This window comes from Rossellomorea aquimaris (assembly GCF_008180865.1).
GTDB lineage: Bacteria > Bacillota > Bacilli > Bacillales > Bacillaceae_B > Rossellomorea > Rossellomorea yichunensis.
In genome coordinates this window covers 1260545-1281078 of record NZ_VTEX01000001.1, presented here as the reverse complement: position 1 = coordinate 1281078, position 20534 = coordinate 1260545, and the positions used below count along the sequence as shown (strand labels likewise).

Annotated in this window: 20 protein-coding genes and 3 other annotated features; of the genes, 16 read left to right on the top strand and 4 right to left on the bottom strand. The window is 41.1% G+C overall.

Annotated elements, in window-relative coordinates:
* Positions 1 to 49 precede the first annotated feature (49 nt).
* Positions 50 to 1600, bottom strand: coding sequence for a hypothetical protein (locus FZC88_RS06400; RefSeq protein ID WP_148994082.1), 1551 nt, complete (start codon positions 1598 to 1600; stop codon positions 50 to 52).
* A gap of 339 nt (positions 1601 to 1939) precedes the next feature.
* Here FZC88_RS06400 and FZC88_RS06395 point away from each other — a divergent pair, with 339 nt between their 5' ends.
* The 14 genes from FZC88_RS06395 (at position 1940) to FZC88_RS06340 (ending at position 15074) form a co-directional block, all read left to right on the top strand.
* Positions 1940 to 2215 carry a YhdT family protein gene (locus FZC88_RS06395; RefSeq protein ID WP_148971059.1) on the top strand — a complete coding sequence of 92 codons (276 nt, stop codon included), beginning with the start codon at positions 1940 to 1942 and terminating at the stop codon, positions 2213 to 2215.
* On the top strand, positions 2208 to 3650 hold the full coding sequence (panF, locus tag FZC88_RS06390) for a sodium/pantothenate symporter (RefSeq protein WP_148994081.1): 1443 nt from the start codon (positions 2208 to 2210) through the stop codon (positions 3648 to 3650). The genes FZC88_RS06395 and panF overlap by 8 nt, the downstream gene beginning before the upstream one ends.
* A 73-nt stretch (positions 3651 to 3723) precedes the next feature.
* Positions 3724 to 5220, top strand: a complete 1497-nt coding sequence (locus FZC88_RS06385) for an FAD-dependent oxidoreductase (RefSeq protein WP_148994080.1) — start codon at positions 3724 to 3726, stop codon at positions 5218 to 5220.
* A 48-nt stretch (positions 5221 to 5268) separates the two neighbouring features.
* Entirely contained in the window at positions 5269 to 6126 is an 858-nt protein-coding gene (locus FZC88_RS06380) for a GNAT family N-acetyltransferase (protein WP_148994079.1), read from the top strand.
* 91 nt (positions 6127 to 6217) lie between these two features.
* Positions 6218 to 6464, top strand: a binding site (T-box leader).
* A gap of 45 nt (positions 6465 to 6509) precedes the next feature.
* Positions 6510 to 6757, top strand: a binding site (T-box leader).
* Between the two features lie 71 nt (positions 6758 to 6828).
* Complete coding sequence (gene trpE, locus FZC88_RS06375) at positions 6829 to 8226, top strand: anthranilate synthase component I (protein ID WP_148994078.1); 1398 nt, start codon at positions 6829 to 6831, stop codon at positions 8224 to 8226.
* On the top strand, positions 8223 to 8834 hold the full coding sequence (locus tag FZC88_RS06370; RefSeq protein WP_148994077.1) for an anthranilate synthase component II: 612 nt from the start codon (positions 8223 to 8225) through the stop codon (positions 8832 to 8834). The genes trpE and FZC88_RS06370 overlap by 4 nt, the downstream gene beginning before the upstream one ends.
* The gene (trpD, locus tag FZC88_RS06365; protein WP_148994076.1) at positions 8806 to 9831 is read left to right on the top strand and encodes an anthranilate phosphoribosyltransferase; all 1026 of its coding nucleotides are present in this window, start codon (positions 8806 to 8808) and stop codon (positions 9829 to 9831) included. The genes FZC88_RS06370 and trpD overlap by 29 nt, the downstream gene beginning before the upstream one ends.
* Positions 9832 to 10620 (top strand): indole-3-glycerol phosphate synthase TrpC, encoded by a 789-nt coding sequence (trpC, locus tag FZC88_RS23890; RefSeq protein ID WP_148971066.1) that lies wholly within the window; start codon positions 9832 to 9834, stop codon positions 10618 to 10620.
* The gene (locus tag FZC88_RS23885) at positions 10617 to 11222 is read left to right on the top strand and encodes a phosphoribosylanthranilate isomerase (RefSeq protein WP_187443516.1); all 606 of its coding nucleotides are present in this window, start codon (positions 10617 to 10619) and stop codon (positions 11220 to 11222) included. Before trpC ends, FZC88_RS23885 begins: the two co-directional genes overlap by 4 nt.
* Before the next feature lie 33 nt (positions 11223 to 11255).
* Complete coding sequence (trpB, locus tag FZC88_RS06355; RefSeq protein WP_148971068.1) at positions 11256 to 12458, top strand: tryptophan synthase subunit beta; 1203 nt, start codon at positions 11256 to 11258, stop codon at positions 12456 to 12458.
* Positions 12451 to 13242: a tryptophan synthase subunit alpha gene (trpA, locus tag FZC88_RS06350; protein WP_148994075.1), complete on the top strand. Its 792-nt coding sequence runs from the start codon at positions 12451 to 12453 to the stop codon at positions 13240 to 13242. Before trpB ends, trpA begins: the two co-directional genes overlap by 8 nt.
* A 151-nt stretch (positions 13243 to 13393) precedes the next feature.
* A complete protein-coding gene (locus tag FZC88_RS23880; RefSeq protein WP_187443443.1) occupies positions 13394 to 13555 on the top strand; it encodes a hypothetical protein in 162 nt (53 codons plus the stop codon).
* 133 nt (positions 13556 to 13688) lie between these two features.
* On the top strand, positions 13689 to 14693 hold the full coding sequence (locus tag FZC88_RS06345; RefSeq protein WP_148994074.1) for a S66 family peptidase: 1005 nt from the start codon (positions 13689 to 13691) through the stop codon (positions 14691 to 14693).
* Positions 14694 to 14708: 15 nt separating this feature from the next.
* Positions 14709 to 15074 (top strand): VOC family protein, encoded by a 366-nt coding sequence (locus tag FZC88_RS06340; protein ID WP_148994073.1) that lies wholly within the window; start codon positions 14709 to 14711, stop codon positions 15072 to 15074.
* Positions 15075 to 15157: 83 nt separating this feature from the next.
* On the opposite strand, the gene FZC88_RS06335 is transcribed toward FZC88_RS06340, so the two are convergent.
* Positions 15158 to 15754 (bottom strand): class I SAM-dependent methyltransferase, encoded by a 597-nt coding sequence (locus tag FZC88_RS06335; RefSeq protein ID WP_148994072.1) that lies wholly within the window; start codon positions 15752 to 15754, stop codon positions 15158 to 15160.
* A gap of 136 nt (positions 15755 to 15890) precedes the next feature.
* Positions 15891 to 16156: a binding site (T-box leader), on the top strand.
* Positions 16157 to 16215: 59 nt separating this feature from the next.
* On the opposite strand from FZC88_RS06335, the gene metG reads away from it, so the two are divergent.
* Entirely contained in the window at positions 16216 to 17850 is a 1635-nt protein-coding gene (metG, locus tag FZC88_RS06330; protein ID WP_148994071.1) for a methionine--tRNA ligase, read from the top strand.
* An 18-nt stretch (positions 17851 to 17868) separates the two neighbouring features.
* Positions 17869 to 18357, top strand: coding sequence for a metallophosphoesterase family protein (locus FZC88_RS06325; protein WP_148994070.1), 489 nt, complete (start codon positions 17869 to 17871; stop codon positions 18355 to 18357).
* A 53-nt stretch (positions 18358 to 18410) separates the two neighbouring features.
* Here the strand turns inward: FZC88_RS06325 and FZC88_RS06320 are convergent, their stop codons facing one another.
* Positions 18411 to 19232, bottom strand: a complete 822-nt coding sequence (locus FZC88_RS06320; RefSeq protein ID WP_148994069.1) for a GNAT family N-acetyltransferase — start codon at positions 19230 to 19232, stop codon at positions 18411 to 18413.
* Between the two features lie 120 nt (positions 19233 to 19352).
* Positions 19353 to 20414, bottom strand: coding sequence for a DUF3900 domain-containing protein (locus FZC88_RS06315; RefSeq protein ID WP_148971075.1), 1062 nt, complete (start codon positions 20412 to 20414; stop codon positions 19353 to 19355).
* Between the last annotated feature and the right edge of the window lie 120 nt (positions 20415 to 20534).

Here is a 20534-nt window from a genome sequence, read left to right as displayed (position 1 = left end):
AGAAATAAAGCGCACAGAAATTCTTCTGAGCGCTTATTTCCATTTATCATTAAAATAAATTAAAAATATACGGTCCAATTAAAGTGGCATAGAGTAGAATATAAATACCCATGAAATAGAATACTCCACCAAAAGTACCCCAGTCAGGATCTCTCCCAACTTTCCATAATAGTGAAGTAATGGCGCTGATAACGAGTAATACTATATATTCACTTCCTGAAAACATCAGGTATTCCGGAGCAGCAAAGTAGAAATAATCGCCCATCGCTTTAGTGATGAAGGTTATCGGCATTACTAAAAACATAATGATAGAGGCATATTCAACCCAGTTGATCTCTTCCTTCTCAAATATATTTGGTTTAAAAATATAAAGCAGAATTAAAAGAAATAGGGAAGGCAGTACCCAATAAAATGAAACCATGATCGTGATTAAGCTGCTGAATATCATTAGTACGGAATTGTTTACGGCTTCTTTGACACTTCGTTTCGACCATTCTATGCTATCGGCGATAACTTGTGCATCTTGTGAAGCACCAAATAATTCATACGTATCTCCATCATAATCCAACCAAGCAATATTCTTATTGGTAAGCTGAAGTGGAGAATAAGTAAAATGTTTTGTTGTACTGACCGGTGCCGCTGTTAATTGATTAGAGTCACTGAAGGGTGCTACATATAGACTGATCGCATTTTCATCCCCAACCCGATGACCTTCAGATGTGAAGAGAATGGATTTTTCTCCATTAATGGAAAGAAGTTGTGCGGTTCTTGGACTTTGAAGTTTGCTCCCTGACATTTCGTTCATAAAATCGATTTTTGTGGGCTTCAAAATAGAAGATCCTATTTCATCCATCGGTGTTTGTAACTTGAAAATCTTATATGACAATGTGCCCTGGGCTCTCATCTCTTCATTATATAGAAGTGTTAATTGATTATTTTCCGCGGTAAAGGTTAATCCATTAATGTGGTGATTCGTTGCTGTGTTTACGATTGCAAATGGATTTTTCACTACTTGGAACGTCTCATCCATGTAGTACAGGTGAGAGTGACCGTCATCTATTTTAACCTGTACTACGGCACTGCCACTATTTCCAATATAGACGTCCAGGATTTCATTAGAAAAGCTGAAAACCTCTTTCGTTGATAAATCAGTAGGATTAAGAGAAAAAAGGTTCTCTTTATTCCAGAAATACACAAAGTTCATTGCCGCACTGGTTCCTGTTGCTTCCTCAGCAATCGTCATTACTTCATTATTCTCTGAAGAGATTAACTTGTCATCCTTGATCTGAATGACCTTCGTACCGTCTGTCCAAAAAGGGTGGCCCCGGGTAACGCTGGTGTCTAGCGTTGTTTCACTGGTTGAATCCAGTGCCCCCTCGAAAGTAAACCCTGTAATTTTCCCGTTACTTGCCAAGAAGAGTGCTTTATCTCCATTAAAGATAACAGGGCGTTCTTCAGAAGTGTAGTTTAATGGGATGGATCTACTCCAATCAGGCTGTGGTTGTTCTTTTACTTGTAACAGCTGGTGAAGAAATAATGCTCCTATAAACAGGATGATTAACACTAAAGGTATTCCAAATGATTTGAATTTCTCTTTCAAACATATCCCCCTCGATTCTCTATCTCTATAATATAAGCTCAATTTAGAATTTTATCATAATTCACATTTTAAGGCACCAAATATTTCCTTATATAAATAAAAGTTTTATGTTGACATTTATTATTAGAGGGATTAAAATGATATTGAAAATCATTCTCATTTAAACAAAAGAGTTCCCCCTCTTTCAATAGAGAGAATGGTTCATGAAAAACCCCCTTTATTAAATATAAAAAGACAGACCGGATGCATATGGTTCCGGTCTGTCTTTTTATATTGCATTTCATTTCTTCCTGTCGTAAATTGTTAAAGGATGTGTATTTCAAGGAGGGGTAAAAGTAAGTGGATCATAATGAAGATAAACGGTTCAGGGTTGCTGGTCACGAGGCACTGATAGGAATAGCACTTGTTCTTATAAATTTCTTATGGTGGTATGGTTTTGCATTCGGTTTAGGTGGTCAACAGGTTTCAGATTACGATTGGATCCTCGGGATGCCTGAATGGTTTTTTTACAGCTGCATCGTTGGCTTTTTTCTTATGGTATTGTTAGTGATTATCGTCGTAAAGTACATGCTTACTGACATTCCTTTTGACGATGAGGGGGATGATCATGAATAGTATGGCATTGATTCCCTTATTCGCTTTTTTAATCTTGATTTTTATTGTGGGAATTTATGCGGCCAGAAATGTGAGTAGAGCAGATTCCTTTGTCCAGGAATACTTCTTGGGAAGCCGTCAGCTTGGCGGATTTATCTTGGCGATGACCATGATTGCGACCTATGGAAGTGCCAGTAGTTTCATCGGAGGGCCGGGCGCAGCATATACATATGGTTTATCGTGGGTTCTTTTGGCCATGTCACAGGTTGTGACAGGTTACTTTGTTCTCCTTATACTTGGGAAAAAGTTCGCGATTATGGCCCGGAAATACAAGGCCGTTACTTTGATCGACTATCTACAAGGCAGATATGGCAGTAATAAGATCACGATTCTATCGGCCATCAGTATTATCATCTTTTTATTCTCAGCCATGATTGCTCAATGGGTAGGGGGAGCAAGGCTCATTGAATCTTTAACCGGTTTATCTTACGAGAGTGCTCTTTTTCTGTTTGCCGTATCGGTACTTGTTTACGTCATTATCGGGGGCTTTCGTGCGGTTGCCATCACGGATGCCATTCAAGGTGTGGTCATGCTTGGTGGGACCATTATTCTGTTGATTGCCACTATCATAGCCGGAGGTGGCATGGAGAACATCATGATGGGATTGAAAGCGGAAAACCCTGACTTATTAAGTCCACATGGTCCTGATGGAGAATTAAGTGCCCGCTATATTTCTTCTTTCTGGATTTTAGTGGGTGTGGGTGTTGTCGGATTACCTCAAGTGGCAGTTAGAGCCATGAGCTATAAGAATTCCAGATCCTTGCACAGAGCGCTCATAATCGGAACCATTGTGGTCGGGTCCATTATGCTCGGTATGCACTTGATTGGTGTGCTTGCAAGGGTCGTAGTCCCGGGAATAGAAGTGGCTGATAAAGTCATGCCCCTTCTCGCATTAGAAGTTCTTCCACCATGGCTTGCCGGGATTGTCCTGGCTGCTCCAATGGCCGCGATCATGTCGACAGTGGATTCGTTATTATTGATTGTATCCTCGGCTATTGTGAAAGATGTGTATATGAATTTCATCAATAAGGATGCAAAGGAAAAACAAGTCAAAAAAATCAGCTTTTGGGTGACTAGTATAACGGGAATACTCGTTTTTCTTATGGCGCTGAGTCCGCCTGAATTAATTATCTGGCTTAATTTATTTTCATTTGGAGGACTTGAAGCTGTATTTATCTGGCCAATCGTTTTAGGTTTATATTGGAAAAAAGGAAATGCTCATGGTGCCTTTGCTTCTATGATTTCAGGACTGGTAGCGTACATTTTATTTCACAGTTTCGCACCTAATTATCTGGATATGCACACGGTCATATTTCCAATTGTCATTTCGTTTTTCATGTATGTGGTCGTTTCCCTTTTTACTCAAGTACAATATCGGCAGAATGGATGGGTTTAACCCATCCATTTTTGTATTTAATAAGGGAAAAGCGTACATTTTAGAAAAGAATCAATGAATGGGGTGCAGTATCTTGGAAAATTCTGTTGTTATAATAGGTGGAGGAATCGGCGGTCTGACCGCAGCTTCACTCCTTGGAAGTGCTGATTACAATGTACAGATTCTTGAGGCTTCCAGGGAATGGGGAGGATGCGCTGGTAAATTCCAGAGAGGAAAAGCCTTATTTCCCGTAGGGGCGACTCTTGGAATGGGTTTTGAAAAAGGAGGGATCCATCAGCGTATTTTTGACTATTTAGGGATAGAACCCCCTGTGTCTTTCATGCTTGATGAGGTTATGGACATTCATCTTCCTGACAAAACACTGATATTCTACCGTAATAGGGAAACACATGTGAATCAGTTGAAGAAAGCATATCCCGAAGTATCATCGAAGCTCAGCGCTTTTTATGAAGAAGTGTACAGGATAGCCGACGAAATTCGAAAGCTGATGGTCGCGCTCCCGATACTTCCTCCTAAAACGCTAAAAGATTGGGTGGAGCTAACGATGAGTTTACACCCCAGAACTCTGACACTGATTCCTTCCTTCCAGAAAACAATGCTCGATTTATTAGAAAAACACGGAATCCACCAACATTCTTCTTTTAAGCATTTTATCGATGGACAACTGATCGATAGCATGCAGGTGACCAGCGATCAATGCTCTTTATTGCTGGGATGCCTCGGTTTGGATATTTATCATGAAGGAGCATTTTATCTGGATGGTGGATTATTCGAAATAGCCCATAGTCTTGTCGGATTTTCAGAATCCATAGGGGTTAAAGCGACTTTAGGGAGAAAGGTGGTTTGCATCGACCGTGATCATTCTGGTGAAGAATGGATAATCCTTGATCATAGAGGCAATGAATATCGTGCAAATCATGTTGTATGCAACGTTCCGGTACAATCCTTAAAAAATCTTCTTCCCCCACAATATACACCCAAACTTGATACCTATCTAAAAGCAAAAGAGGATGAAGCAATTTGGGGCACCATGTCCCTATACATGTTATTGAAAGAAGAATCACTACCGGAATCCTATCCGTTGTTTTCCCAAATTTGTGCAAGCCCAAATGGAAATATGACAGAAGGGGACCATCTCTTCTTATCGCTATCCCATCCAAATGATCGTAAGCGTGCCCCGAAAGGATTCCGTACCTTAACGGTATCAACACATACTAAATTAGAAGAATGGAAAACCAAAGAAAAATATGATACATACAAGGAGGATCTTAAGGAGAAATTGATCAATTCCATAGAATCAGTCATTCCAACTATAAGAGATAGCATTGTAGATATTTACACTGGGGCACCTAAAGCATGGGAACGATTTACCGGGCGGCCCGGGGGCATAGTCGGTGGATTTCCTCAATCTAATGACCATGCTCTCTTCAAGAGTCTCTCTCACAGGACTCCATTGAAAAATATATGGGTATGTGGAGATTCAGTCTTTCCAGGTGCAGGGACCATCGGTGTATCTGTAAGTGCTTACCATGTATTTCACTCCATTACAGGCAGAAAACTTCAGAGGTAAGAAGGAACCTCGACTACTTATGTCGAATTCTGGGAATGGGGTGATAATATGTACAAGTTGATACAGTATAAAGACCCGACAGTCTTCCACGAAAAGGTCCATTCCCTTTTAATGGAGGATGAAGCGGCGAATAACCTGCCTTTGGGTTTGTTGAACACGATGAAAACGAGTGACAAATATAAAGATCCTCTTCTTCTTTTAGTGGAAAATGAGGTCGGGACGGTGATGGGATCTCTAATCATGACCCCTCCTCATTACCTTGTCAGTACACTTAAGGTGGAGAAAGAAGGCGTACATGAGATAGTCAAAGAGCTACATTCGTTTTGTGGAAATACGGGTATCAACTTCCCGGGTTTTTTAGCAGAGAAGGAGCTCGCACTTCAATTGACACACGCTTGGTGTCATTTAACGGGAGATAGATACAATGTGAAAATGAATCAGCGTGTATATCAACTGGGTAAAGTGAATGATATCCCGTTAAGCGGTGGGAAGATGATAGCTGTGCGTAAAGAACATGAAGAGCTCCTTGCCCAATGGTTGATAGGTTTTGTAGAAGATACCGGGGAACTGGCTCTTACTGAGGGAGAGGCATTGAATCGGTCAAGGGATATGATTGAAAATGAACCATATGTGTTTTTGTGGGAAGTGGATGGGAAGCCTGTTTCCATGGCACGGGGTGCAAGAAAAACGGAAAACGGCATTACCGTAAATTTTGTATACACCCCTTCAGAATACAGGAGAAAAGGGTACGCGTCTTCTGTTGTAGCAGAACTGAGCCGTCTTTTGTTGAAGGACCACTCCTTTTGTTCCCTTTATACGGACTTGGATAATCCCACCTCCAACAAGATTTATATGGAAATCGGCTATAAGCCCGTTTGCGATTCAATGATGATTTCCATTGTGTGAACCTTTTGATACATACCAGAATATTATTTTATATAAATAGTTGACATTGTGAAGGAAAGCTATTAGTATAATAAACAATTAATTAAATGAGCGAATGGCTTTGACGAAGAGGAGTACCTCTGATCGACACTTAAGAGAGCTGGTGGTTGGTGAGAACCAGTGTGAACGATCTTTGGGAATGGACTTCTGAGCCTCCAGACCGAAACTTTTAGGGAGTAGGCTTTGGCGAATGTCTTATCGTTACAAAAGACGCGTATTCAAGCAAACCGCTTCGATACGATTGAGTGGACTGTTCAGGCAGTCAACAAAGGTGGCACCACGGGTATCTCGTCCTTTACATGATGTAAATGGATAGGGATGCCCTTTTTTTATAACTTAATAATGATAAATCGTTGAGTAAGAGGAGTACATTCAAGTGATGCATGACAGAGAGCTAAGGATGGTGAGACCTTGGCATGATAGCTTGTGTGGAATGGACTTATGAGAGATGATCTGAATGGAAGTAGGATCGTACGGAATTCCACCGTTAAAAGGATAGAGTATCGGGTGATAGACCCCGTACTTGAAGCAAGAGGGGATACGTCAGCGTATCCCAATCAGAGGTGGCACCGCGGTCAGCATCGTCCTCTATGAACAGAGCTTTCTGTTCATAGGGGACTTTTTTATTTTATTTTAAGCGGAACATTGAATTGGAGGCATGAAATGATGAAACAGCAAGCACTGGATTATGTAGTGAAAGAATTAAATGGAGACATATTTACACCCATCTCACTTTTTCAATCGTTAAAAGGTAAGAAAAAATATTTATTGGAGAGCTCTTTGAAGCATGAACAATCCGGTCGGTATTCATTTGTAGGGAGTGATCCATTTTTAGAATGTAAAGCATACGGAAATGCCGTACAGTTAAAAAAATCATCTGTAAATGAAATTGATGAAATAGAGGGAAATCCCATTGAAATCATTCAAAGCCTCATACCTTCCAACCAATTAGAAGGTGCGCCTTTTCCTTTTACAGGTGGGGGGATTGGATATCTGGGATATGACGTTATTCGACACTACGAAGACATCGGTATAACTCCCCAAGATGAATTGGAAATGCCGGATATTCATCTCATGTTTTATGAAAAAGTCATTGTGTTTGATCATCTGGAGCACAAAGTATTTATTGTCGTCATGAATGAGTGGACAGAGGATCACATAGGAGATTTGGATAAAAAGGTGAAGGAAGTAGAGGCTGAGCTGAACAATGTGTATTTGAAAACTCATAAAAAGGAGCTGGATCGACTGTCCTTCCATGCTCAAACCTCGAAAGATGAATTCATGGAAAAGGTGGAAAGGGCAAAGCGATCCATAGGAGAAGGTGAGATATTTCAAGTCGTGCTCTCTCAGAGACTTAAGGCGTCCTTTTCTGGAGATCCCTTTTCATTCTATAGAAGCTTGAGGAAATCCAATCCGTCCCCTTACATGTTCTTCATTGATTTCGAGGATTATGTCGTAATGGGTGCATCACCAGAAAGCTTGCTGAAAGTTCAAGGGAGGGAAATCACCACGAATCCAATCGCAGGAACGCGAAGAAGGGGAGAAACACATGATCTGGACAGGGAGCTCGAGAAGGAATTACTGACAGATGAAAAAGAAATCGCTGAACATCGAATGCTGGTTGACTTAGGCAGGAATGATTTAGGCAGAGTCTGTGAAATCGGCTCCATTTACCTTTCAAAGTATTTAACAATTGAGAGATATAAATATGTCATGCACATCGTTTCGGAAGTAAAGGGTGAATTAAAAGAAGAAGTAGCACCACTGGAAGCATTATCAAACTGCTTACCGGCAGGTACCGTCAGTGGAGCACCGAAAATCAGGGCGATGCAAATCATCAATGAACTTGAAACCACAAAGCGCGGCGTGTACTCAGGTGCTGTCGGGTATATCGGGGTAAATGGGAATTTGGATTTTGCCCTTGCCATACGGACGATGGTTCTTAAAGATAAAACGGCATATGTTCAAGCTGGTGCCGGGATTGTTTATGATTCAGACCCAGCCAGTGAATATGAAGAAACGATGAATAAAGCTAAATCATTATTGGAGGTGACAGGATGATCCTTCTTATTGATAACTATGATTCCTTTACGTATAACCTGTATCAGTATATAGAAGAGCTCGGTGAAGAAGTAATCGTGAAACGGAATGATGCTATTTCATTAGAAGAAATCAAGGAATTGAATCCTTCGGGAATCATTCTATCACCTGGTCCTGGGAAACCGGAAAATGCGGGCATTTGTATCTCGATAATACAGAATCTTCACGCTAGTGTGCCGATTTTAGGGGTTTGTTTAGGGCATCAGGCAATCGGGGCAGCATTCGGAGCAACCATCGAAGTGGCTGAGAAAGTCATGCATGGAAAAACATCCCTCATTAAACACGATGGCGGCGGAGTATTCGAATATCTTCCACAGCCATTAGAGGTGATGAGATATCATTCCCTGGTGATTAAGAATGGGACCCTTCCGACGCAGTTAGAGACTGTCGCTTTGTCCATGGATGATAGAGAAATCATGGCGATAAAGCATATGAAGTATCCGATGTACGGTCTTCAATTTCATCCGGAATCCATCGGTACGAAAACAGGAAAGAAAATCATTCAAAACTTTTTAGTTCAGATGAGGAAGGAGAATAACCGTGAAACCCTATCTACAGAAGCTATCTAACGGGCATTCATTAGAGAGAGAAGAGATGAGAGAGGCAGTAGAGAAATTGTTCAATGAAGAAACAACGGATAGTCAAATCGCCTGTTTCCTGACCTTGTTAAAAATGAAGGGGGAAACTGTAGATGAAATTACCGCCCTTGTTGAAGTTTTAAGGGAGAAAGCGATGCCGATTAAAAGCACGGCCCCAGGAATATTGGATAACTGCGGAACAGGTGGAGACGGATCCCAAAGCTTTAATATTAGTACAACGAGTGCATTTGTTCTTGCCGGGGCCGGGGTGAAGGTCGCGAAACACGGTAACAGAAGTATATCCAGTAAAACAGGTAGTGCTGATGTGTTAGAACATTTAGGGGTAGCCCTCGATTTTCAATCACATGAGGTGGAAAGTTTACTGGATGAAACCAATATTGCTTTTCTATTTGCACCCCATATCCACTCAGGTTTAAAAAAGGTAATGAAGGTCCGGAAAGAATTAAGGATTCCTACCATCTTTAATCTTATTGGACCATTAACGAATCCGGTTCATCTGGAAACTCAGCTCCTAGGGGTATATAGAAGAGATAAATTAGAAACGATGGCGCATGTTTTACATGAATTAGGCAGAAAACGAGCGATTGTGCTTAATGGAGCTGATTACATGGATGAAGCCTCATTAGCAGGAGAAAATCATCTCGTTCTGCTGGATCAAGGGGAAATTACTTCACTTATATTAAAGGGAGAAGATGTCGGCCTTCCATATTATTCCCTCGAAGAGATACGTGGGGGGGACGCGGGAGACAATGCCATTATTTTAGAACAAGTATTAAGTGGGAAGGAAGGAGCTTACACTGATACGGTCTTATTCAATGCTGGAATCGGTCTGTACGCTCATGGCAAAGCAGCCACTTTTCTAGAAGGTGTAAAGCTTGCCAGGGAAAGTATAGAAAGCGGTCGTGCTAAAGAAAAGCTCCACTCCTTGGTCCGTTATAGTCAACAACGTCGAAAGCAGGTGATTTAATTGTCTACCATACTACAAACCATTCTTGAAAAAAAGAAAGTGGAAGTGGAAGAGTTAAAAAATGCAGGGTATGAATCCTATAATTATAAGGGGGCTCCCGATCATTCCTTATATGAAGCTTTAAAATCAGCATCCAGATTGCAGGTAATTGCAGAAATTAAGAGGGCATCTCCATCAAAAGGAGATATCCGAACAGGAGTGAATCCCGTGGTTCAAGCCAAGAAGTATGAAGAAGCGGGAGCATGTGCCATATCGGTATTAACCGATGCTCCCTTCTTTAAAGGGAGTATGGAAGATCTCGCAAATGTTCGAAAAGCAGTCTCCCTCCCTATTCTGTGTAAAGACTTTATTATCGATGAAATCCAGATTGATCGTGCCAAAGATGCCGGGGCAAATGTCATTCTTCTTATAGTGGCTGCCCTGGATGATAATAGATTACAAGAATTATATTCTTATGCAACGAAGCTTGGCCTGGAAGTTCTGGTAGAGGTTCATAATGAAGAAGAAATGAATGTCGCTTTGGAATTAGGGGCAACCATTATTGGTGTGAATAATCGTAACCTGAAAACCTTTGAAGTAAATCTTCTGATTACAGAAACTCTCGGCTCCATGGTAAATGGAACAGATATCGTGTTCATAAGTGAAAGCGGTATAAGAAATGAAGATGACTGTCACCGAGTCGTAAACGCAGGTGCGGATGGGGTACTCGTCGGAGAGACGTTAATGAGAAGTGATGACCCTGCAACTAAGCTTGCTTCCTTACAAGTGAGAAAAGGCGTGGTAAAATGACCAGAGTAAAGGTGTGTGGAATAAGAAGACAAGAAGAGGCGCAGTGGGCACTTGAAGCGGGAGCTGATGCGATAGGATTCGTGTTCGCTGATAGTAAAAGAAAAATTGACGTAGAATCAGCGGCACTAATAAGTGCTTCACTACCTTCGAATGTATTAAAAATTGGCGTGTTTGTAAATGAGGCTAAAGATAAGATGGAGGAAATATCCAGAACGGTAAATCTAGATTACTTACAGCTTCATGGCGATGAATCAGTCCAATTTTGTGATAGTCTCAATCTCCCTTTTATCAAGGCGGTTTCGATAAAGGAAAAAGAAGACTTAGATGGGATCGAACACTTTGGCGGAGAGATGATTTTGGTGGACAGTGGAAATGGGCCATATCGTGGAGGGAATGGGACAACGTTTAATTGGGATTATGTCCATTCACTAAACATCCCTCAACACTTGATCCTTGCCGGTGGATTGAATCTGGATAATATTCGGCAGGCGATCACAAAGGTCCGTCCCTATATGGTGGATGTTTCAAGTGGTGTGGAGACGGATGGAAAGAAGGATAGAAGGAAGATAGAATCATTTATTCGAGAGGCGAAGTCGGTATAACGATTGATTAAATCAATGAATGGAGGAATTGAGATGATATACGCACAACCAGATCAAAAAGGGTTATTCGGGCAATTCGGGGGAAGGTTCGTTCCGGAATCATTGATGAAGGCAGTTCAAGAATTGGAAAAGGCTTATGATGAAGCCTCTAAGGATGAAGGATTCCAAGAGAAACTTCAAAACTATTTAAAGGATTATGTAGGAAGAGAAAACCCACTCTACTTTGCTGAAAATCTAAGCAAACAGGTAGGTGGAGCGAAAATCTATTTAAAACGTGAGGATCTCAATCATACGGGTGCTCACAAAATCAATAATACAATCGGTCAGGCACTGCTTGCAGAACGGATGGGCAAAAGAAAAATCGTGGCGGAAACAGGAGCAGGGCAGCATGGTGTCGCAACGGCAACCGTATGTGCCCTTTTAAACCTGGATTGCGTCATTTTTATGGGGGAGGAAGATATTCGCAGACAGAAGCTCAACGTATTCAGAATGGAGTTACTGGGAGCGAAAGTGGTGAGTGTCACCCAGGGAAGTGCCACATTAAAAGATGCAGTCAATGAAGCCCTGCGCTACTGGGTAGCAAATGTAGAGGACACACACTATATTATCGGTTCCGTGTTAGGGCCACACCCATTTCCTAAAATGGTACGGGATTTTCAAAGTGTGATCGGTAAGGAAACAAAGCGACAGTTCTTCGAAAAGGAACAATGCCTCCCTAAGGCCATTGTCGCTTGTGTTGGAGGCGGCAGCAATGCCATCGGAATGTTTCACCCGTTCATTGATGATAGGGAAGTTGACTTATACGGTGTGGAAGCGGCTGGAAGCGGGGTTGAAACCGACAAACATGCAGCCACATTAACAAAGGGGTCCGTCGGGATTCTTCATGGCAGCATGATGTACCTGCTGCAAAATGATGAAGGGCAGATTCAAGAAGCCCACTCTGTTTCAGCAGGCCTTGATTACCCTGGTGTCGGGCCGGAGCATAGCTACTTGAAAGACATTGATAGAGTGGAATATACGTCCATTTCAGACCGGGAAGCATTAGATGCATTTAAGCAGCTGTCCCAGACAGAAGGAATCATACCAGCACTTGAAAGCTCACACGCAGTCGCCTATGCGGTGAAGTTAGCAGGAAAAATGAGAAAAGAAGAGTCAGTAGTGATTTGTTTATCCGGCAGAGGGGATAAAGATGTGGAACAAGTGAAAGAGTTACTGGGAGGTAGTCAACATGGGTAAATCATTTCTTGAGAATACGTATAAAGCTGAACTGGATAAAGGAAACAAACTATTCATTCCTTACGTGATGGCAGGGGATGGGGGTATAGAGAACTTGATATCGACCTTGAAAATGCTCGAAGAAAGAGGGGCGACGGCCATAGAAGTCGGGATTCCGTTCTCTGATCCCGTTGCCGATGGCCCGACCATCCAAGAGGCAGGGAAGCGGGCACTGGAGAACGGGACGACACTGCAAAAGGTGTTTGAAGTGCTTAATGAGAGTAGAAAGGAAATTGGCATTCCGTTAGTCTTTATGACGTATATTAATCCCATTTACAAATATGGAGTAGAGCGTTTCTTTCAGGAATGTAAGAATGCAGGGGTGGACGGTGTGATCATTCCTGATCTGCCACTTGAACATCATGAATTGGTTAGGGAGCCATCTCAAGAAAATGGAATCGCCATTATTCAATTAGCAACGCTTACGAGTCCGTTAGAGAGAATTCAGGAATTGGCTTCCGTCACTGAAGGGTTCCTTTATGCTGTTACGATTAATGGTATTACTGGAACGAGAGAAGGATTTGGAAACAATATTTCAAATCACCTGAATAAATTAAAAGAAAACAGTCAAGTCCCAGTACTTGCCGGGTTTGGAATATCTACTCCTGAACATGTGAGTACCATGAGTAAATACTGTGATGGAGTGGTCGTTGGAAGCAAAATAATCGATTTGATTCAGCATGGATCATTTGATGAAATAAAAGAATTAATCAGTGCTTCAAAGGCTAAAGAATTAAAATTGTAAAGATTACTGAATTCTTCGTAAATAAATGAACGCCTAGATTAACAGATTCTAAATGTATGTTAAATAAAGGTAAATAACCTTCTTTTTCCTCCTGAAATCAGTATGATAGAGATGTAGTTGAACAAAGCATCATAACAGGAGGCTATTAAAAATGAAAAGTATGAAAAAGTGGTTATTAATGTCAATGACAGCTCTATCAGTAGTAACATTTGCAGCCGGATGCAGTGGAGACACAGAGGAAGACACAGGTACTGAAACGGAAGAAAACATGGAAGAAGAAAGCAACACTGAAGAAAACAATACAGAAGAATAAAATGGTAACAGTCAGTCCTAAGTGGGCTGGCTGTTTTATTTTTGAACCTGAAATGCGAAGATAAAGGTTGTATTGTACTACTATTTCTATTAATCTGACATTATAAGACATATTTGATGGAGAGGTCAAGCAGATGACGATTCCAAATCGATTAAAAATAGGAGATACAATCGGGATTTGTTCCCCATCTTCCCCAGTCGCTGCTCATTGCCCTAAGAGATTGAAAAGAGGGATTGAAGAGCTTAAGAATTTAGGCTTTAACGTGAAAGTAGCGCCAAACACGTTGAAAATTGAAGAGTATATGGCTGGTACCATCGAGGAAAGAGTGGAGGACCTACATAATCTCTTCAGGGATAAAGATGTAAAAGCCATCATCACCACCATTGGAGGAACCTGTTCTCATCAACTACTGGATTTTCTGGATTTCTCTTTAATCCAAAAGCATCCAAAGATATTCCTCGGATACAGTGACATAACGGCTCTCCACTTGGCCATTTATCAAAAGACCGGTCTCACAACATATCTTGGACCTGCCGTTCTGCCACAGTTTGGAGAATATGGAGGACTGCAAACATACACAAAGGAACACTTCTTCCAATCACTCGTTCAAGGTGAAAGAGTAGATTACTCCGCCTCTTCTTCCTATGTAATGGAACATCTATGGTGGGACGAAGAAGACAATCGATTAAGAGAACAAATTGTAAATAAGGGACCTCATGTAGTCAAAGAAGGGAGAGCAGAAGGAAAAATCATTGCAGCCAATATGGGAACCATGCTCCTTCTTGCAGGTACAGAATACTTTCCAGATCTCGATGGTTCCATTTTATGTATTGAAGATGATCCAGAGGAAACCCCGTCGTCAATTGATCGATACTTAACTCAACTCAGTCACATGGGTGTATATTCGAAAATTAATGGTCTAGTCGTTGGACGTTTTCATGATCACGTTGGCTTTAAAGAGAATCAACCGGCCGGCATTTTATCCCGTGTCACAGAGGAGTATGAAATCCCAGTCGTTACGGATCTGGATTTTGGTCATACTGACCCTATGTTTATCCTTCCAAACGGAATCCAAGCCCGGCTTGAAGTTCACGAAAATCAAATTGATTTCCATCTGGTGGAAAAGCCGGCTACATAATAAGGAGGAGTTCACATGATTCAAAGAAAAATGAATACAGTGTTTATTCCCGTTCTTAATCTAAAGGATTCTGTGGATTGGTACGAAAAAGTACTGGGTTTTGAAGTCGATCCAGTGCAGTATAATGAGATTGAGGAGCTTCCCGTTTATACTTTTCAGATGGGGGAAACATCACTAACTTTAGAAGAGGAAAAAGGATTCACTCCATCTGCTTCAAATGTTCCAATGTGCAATTTCCATACCACTCAAATTGAAAAAGTAAGAGAAGACTTTCACGAAAAGAAAGTCACATTTGAATCCGGGATCATCACGTTTCCCGACTTTTCTTATTTTAACTTTAGAGATGTCAACGGGAATTTATTGATGATTTGTACGGGTTAAAATGGATTAAGAACATTTAAACGGTAAAGGAAAAACCTCCTGTAAGAATTGATTTTCTTAAGGAGGTGCTTGTTTTTGCAAATCTACTTCACACACTTCACACATACCGTTAAAGCGGGTTTAACATTCCAATAAGAAAGAGTGATATCTTTAAAGCCAGCTTCATGCAAAGCTTCAGAAATTTTCTCGCCATAGTGTTTCGCCCTGCTATCCCTTTCCTCATCCCCGCGTGGTTGGACGGTAATGAGAAGGGTGCCACCTTTTTTTAACATATTATATAAATGTGAAAGTGATTTTTTCTGGTCTTTCCATAGAGGATAGTTATTGACGGAAAAAATCCGATCGTACTCAACATTGTTCAATTCAAATTGACTAATATCATGAACAAATAACCGAACTCTTTCATTCTCAATGGCTTTTTCATTCTTATTGTGTGCAGCATTCTTCATTGTCTCAGAAATATCAACCCCATCCACAAGCGATTTAGGAAAACGACTTGAAATGCGATGAATACAATATCCGGGCCCGTAGCCTACTTCCAGAATATGATCGCCATCTTTAATGGACAATTGCTTAATGGACCAATTATTTATTTTTCGATTATCGAATTCCATTACTTTTCCGACAAACCAGCCGAGTAATCCATTAGGACGCTTGAATTGCTTTTGTAATGAAAACAACAGGGCATCACCTCTTTTGCTGAAATCTGGTCTAATAAAATAGTATCGTCTATACACCTTTCCACTAATACTCACAATTAAAACCTTTAAAGCGATGTTGCAATTTTTTGGAAAAGTGGCATAATATAAACAAATCTAACTTGCGTTGATGAGAAGAGTACATAGATGAGTCCTTAATCAGAGAGCTTCGGAAGCTGAAAAGAAGCAGGGTAACTCGTTATGGAAAATGGTCTCGGAGCATTCTACTCGAACCGCTTTGGTGTAGGGTGGAACGGGAGTGGGCATCCGTTATCATTGTCACGGTATAAGAGCTGTTTATATGCTCCGTACTTGCTGAGATAGACTTGTGTGAGCAAGCTATAAACTAAGGTGGTACCACGAGTTCAACCCCTCGTCCTTAGATGTCGATCGATATCTAAGGACGAGGGGTTTTTTATATTTTTCAGGAGGAGGATAAGGTCATGACTATATTTATTGGTGGCGCTTGGCCATACGCAAATGGGTCGTTACATTTAGGTCACATCGCAGCCCTATTGCCAGGGGACATTATTGCAAGATATTACCGTCTAAAAGGAGAAGATGTTCTCTACGTGTCAGGAAGTGACTGTAATGGGACCCCCATCGGTATTCGGGCCAGACAGGAAGGAAAAAGCATTGAAGAGGTAGCGAATCGATATCACCACGAGTTCCTGGAGTGTTTCCACGCTTTAGGCTTTAGTTATGAAGAGTACACAAGAACAGATCACTCACATCATCATGAAGAAGTTCAAAACATCTTTACCACTCTTTATCAACGGGGCTGGCTTTATGAAAAAGAAGTGGAGCAAACGTATTGTGAGCATGATCATCAATTTTTGCCTGATCGGTTTGTGGAAGGAACCTGTCCCGTATGTGGCTCGAGGGCAAGAGGTGATCAGTGTGATCAATGCTCGACGGTTTTAGACCCGACTGATTTAATGGATAAAACCTGCAAGCTCTGTGGTCATGAACCGGTGCTTAGGACGACAAAGCATTTATATTTCTCCCTTTCTAAATTACAGGAACCTCTTCAACAATTACTGATGGATAACGGCACCGGGTGGAGAGATAATGCCCTTCAGCTTACAAATCGCTATTTAAAGGAAGGCTTGCATGACCGACCGGTTACAAGGGATTTAGAGAATGGTGTGCAGGTCCCGATTCAAGGTTTTCAAGATAAGAAAATATATGTATGGATAGAGGCTGTGAGTGGCTATTTGAGTGCTTCAAAAAAGTGGGCGAGGGAGCATCAGCGTGAGTGGAAGGACTTTTGGCAGGAGGCAACCACGTCCTATTATGTACATGGAAAAGATAATATCCCTTTTCATAGTATTATTTGGCCCGCCATTCTTATAGGAATTGGCGAAGGGAATCTTCCTGACTATATTGTTTCAAATGAATATTTAACCCTTGAGAAAAGGAAAATTTCAACGAGCGGGAATTGGGCTGTTTGGGTGAAGGAACTTCTCAACGACTATCATCCAGATTCCATTCGGTATTTTCTTACCATTAATGCACCGGAAAAGAGAGATGCAGATTTCTCCTGGAGAGAATTCATTTATAGTCATAACAGTGAACTGCTGGGAGCTCTGGGGAATCTGGCTCAACGCACGTTGAAATTTTATGGGAAAGAATTTGGTCATAACCTTACTCTCTCTATTATGCCTAATGTTGTTAAGGATAAAATAGAAGAAACATTTTATTCGGTTGGGCAATCGATTGAGGAAGGGAACACTCGACAGGGAATTGAAATAGCATTCGAATTCATTCGATGGTCGAATAAGCGTTTTGATGAATTGAAACCGTGGAATGTATTAAAAGAGGATAGGGAGGAAGGAAGAAAGATATTAGAGGAATTCCTGTACCTATTATGTAATTTAAGGAATCTCATTCAACCGTTTCTCCCCTTCACTTCTTCAAAATTGGCTGATCAACTGGGTATGAGCGGGCAATCCGTATGGGCTCCAGTATCTTTGCCGGTAGAAATCAGCATTGAAGCGACAACACCATTGTTTAACCGTATTGACCTTGATCAAATTGAGACAGAACGGAAACAATTAAAACAGAAAGCACAGTGAAACCAAAAGGAGTATGAGATGAAGATTATAGTCGTGTCCGATACCCACATGCCTAAAAAAAGGAGAGGGCTTCCTGAAATTCTGAAGGAAGATCTCATGAGTAGTGATTTGATCATCCATGCAGGAGACTTTCAAACCCTTGATGCTTATCGAGAGTTTATGGAGTACGGAGAACTGATTGCCGTTGTCGGAAATGGGGACAATGCAGATCTTCAAGCGCTTCTTCCCCGAAAAAGAATCATCAAGAAAAAAGGACTGAAAATCGGTGTGGTGCACGGACACGGGAAGGGGAAAACAACGGAGAAAAGAGCTCTGGAAGCGTTCGAATCTGATGAGGTAGACTTGATCGTCTTTGGTCATTCACATATCCCATATTCCCGCTATATGAAAGGGAGACTTTTGTTTAATCCAGGATCCCCCACGGATAAACGTAAACTTCCTTACTTCTCCCACGGTGTTTTGACCATTGAAGACACGTGGAAAATAGAACATAAATTTTACCGTTAAAAAGGCACAGGGGTCTGAACCTCTGTGCTCTTCCTCGTTAATATGGCTAAATCTTATAAAGGAAACTGGTAGTAATCCTGACTATAGAAGGTCTGAAATCCACTTGATTCATAAAGCTTAAGGGCATTCCTGTTGGTAGCCGATACATCCAGGTAAATATCGCCGGTCCACTCGGATTCCTTCATCACGACTTGAGACAGGGCATTTCTACCGATGCCTTTTCCCTGATGGGAGGGATGGATAGCGAAGCCATAAATAAAGCTTCGATTGTCCACTCGTTGAATTCTAATCTTCCCTACGGTGGCTCCATTGTAAACAATCATTAAGTTTCCTTCACCTGATTCAAGTAATCTCTTGGTGTATGATTCAGCATCAGACCTTACAACGTGAAAGCATTTTTCATCAAGGTCAATGATCGTTTCTATATCCTTTTCAGAAGCATTCCGTAATTGAAGATCAGTGTTGTTTAAGGACAAACTTTTTTTATTCCACTTCATTTCATATTCTGTAAAATCATAAGTGGCTTTTATTTTTTCAATAAACCCCTTCCCGGAAGCTGAAGAGCCGGGAGAATTCAGTAAGAGTTTTTGAACAGATCGTGACCTTAGTGATTGTATGGCTTCCTGGAATAGTTCTCGAAATAGTTGTTGGTTACGGTAATCCGGGTGAATCATCCCACATAATTCATATGTTTCACCAAAGCCGTACAACCCTAAAAATCCTATCAGTTGCTCCTCTTCGTAAAGAAGAAAATCATCCAGGCTGTTTGTACGGTTTTTAAGCATATCCCAGTTAAGTTTTAAATTTATCTCTTCGTGTTTTTCGCAGACGATCTGCAGGCTTTTAATGTCTTGAAGCTGTTTTGAAGTAAGCATGTTTCATCTCCAATTAATCAAAATGTAAAGAAGTTACTTACTAAATTTTATGAAAATTCCTTCATCTAGACAAGAGATTTCTTAGAAAAAGAGCCATGTATTTTAAAACATGGCTCTATCTTATTCTTTTTCTTGTATTCGCTGAATCACTTCATGCAGTTCATCAGGCTTTAAAAATTCCAGTGGGGAGAAGCCTTTTTCAAACATGACGGACTCGCTTTCGATCATCAGTACATATCGACCGTTTACTTTCGCAAGATGAATGCTGTCACCAAAGTCGGAAAGAAGAGCTTTAACGGATACATGATCAAGTTTCACCTTCAGTTCGACTTCAGGTGACTGTTCGACGATTTGGGAGGTGGCTTCTACCACTTGTTCAGTCGTGAACCTTTCCTGAAGCTCACGCTTTGGACTGATTGCCCATTCTTCCACTGCTTCTTCAAATTCAACCCGTTCGTCACTCTCTTCGGCATAGGTTTCTGAAATATGTTCCTTGACCATGCCGTAAACCTGAGATTTCACGATTTCCGGCATGGACTTCTCATATTCCACCCATTTCAAGAAATCTTCAAAGTATCTGGCGTGTGAAGCTTGATGAATCTTGATTTCGGCAGAGTCCATCATGCCTTCTTCAGGCATGTAAGGATATTGGATGGATTTCATGTTTTTCGTCGTAATCGCCATTTCGACATTGTGAATCAGAGTCGCTTCATCGGTAATGGTGGCAACCTTTGGTTCAAAATCACATTTCATGATGAACACAAAAGGATCGTCGAAGAATTTAGTCAGCTTTGCAGTCGCAACGAGGAATGCACCACCGCGGATAGCACTCGCTTCTAAGTACATTTGAACAATTTGATCACAGGCTTCGCGAAAGTCCTCTTTGTTTTCAGCATAACGTGTGCGGTGAAATAAATTAAAATTTGGATTGGAAGTCAGTTCATGACCTGGTTCCACTACAAATCGTCCAATTTTTGTTGGGGCAGACTCGGACTTTGAATGTCGATCTACTTTCCGTTTCACGATTTTGGTTAGTTCGCCATCTAAAAAGCTTTTTAATGGACTTTCTTCATATTCGGTACCAGTTAACGTCTGAAAATGCTTATGCCGTTTATCGGCTTCTTCCCCTTTGCCCTCTACCTGTATTAAGTAGAAGGAAAGGTTTTGAATAGTAAAATCCATGTTTTGTTCTCCTGACCTTAATAAATTCGTTTTATGTAATCATCTATACATTCATTGTTACAGTATAGAAAAGCTGAAAAGGTTCGTCAATCGGCTTATGAAAGTTCTATCTGGTGAGAT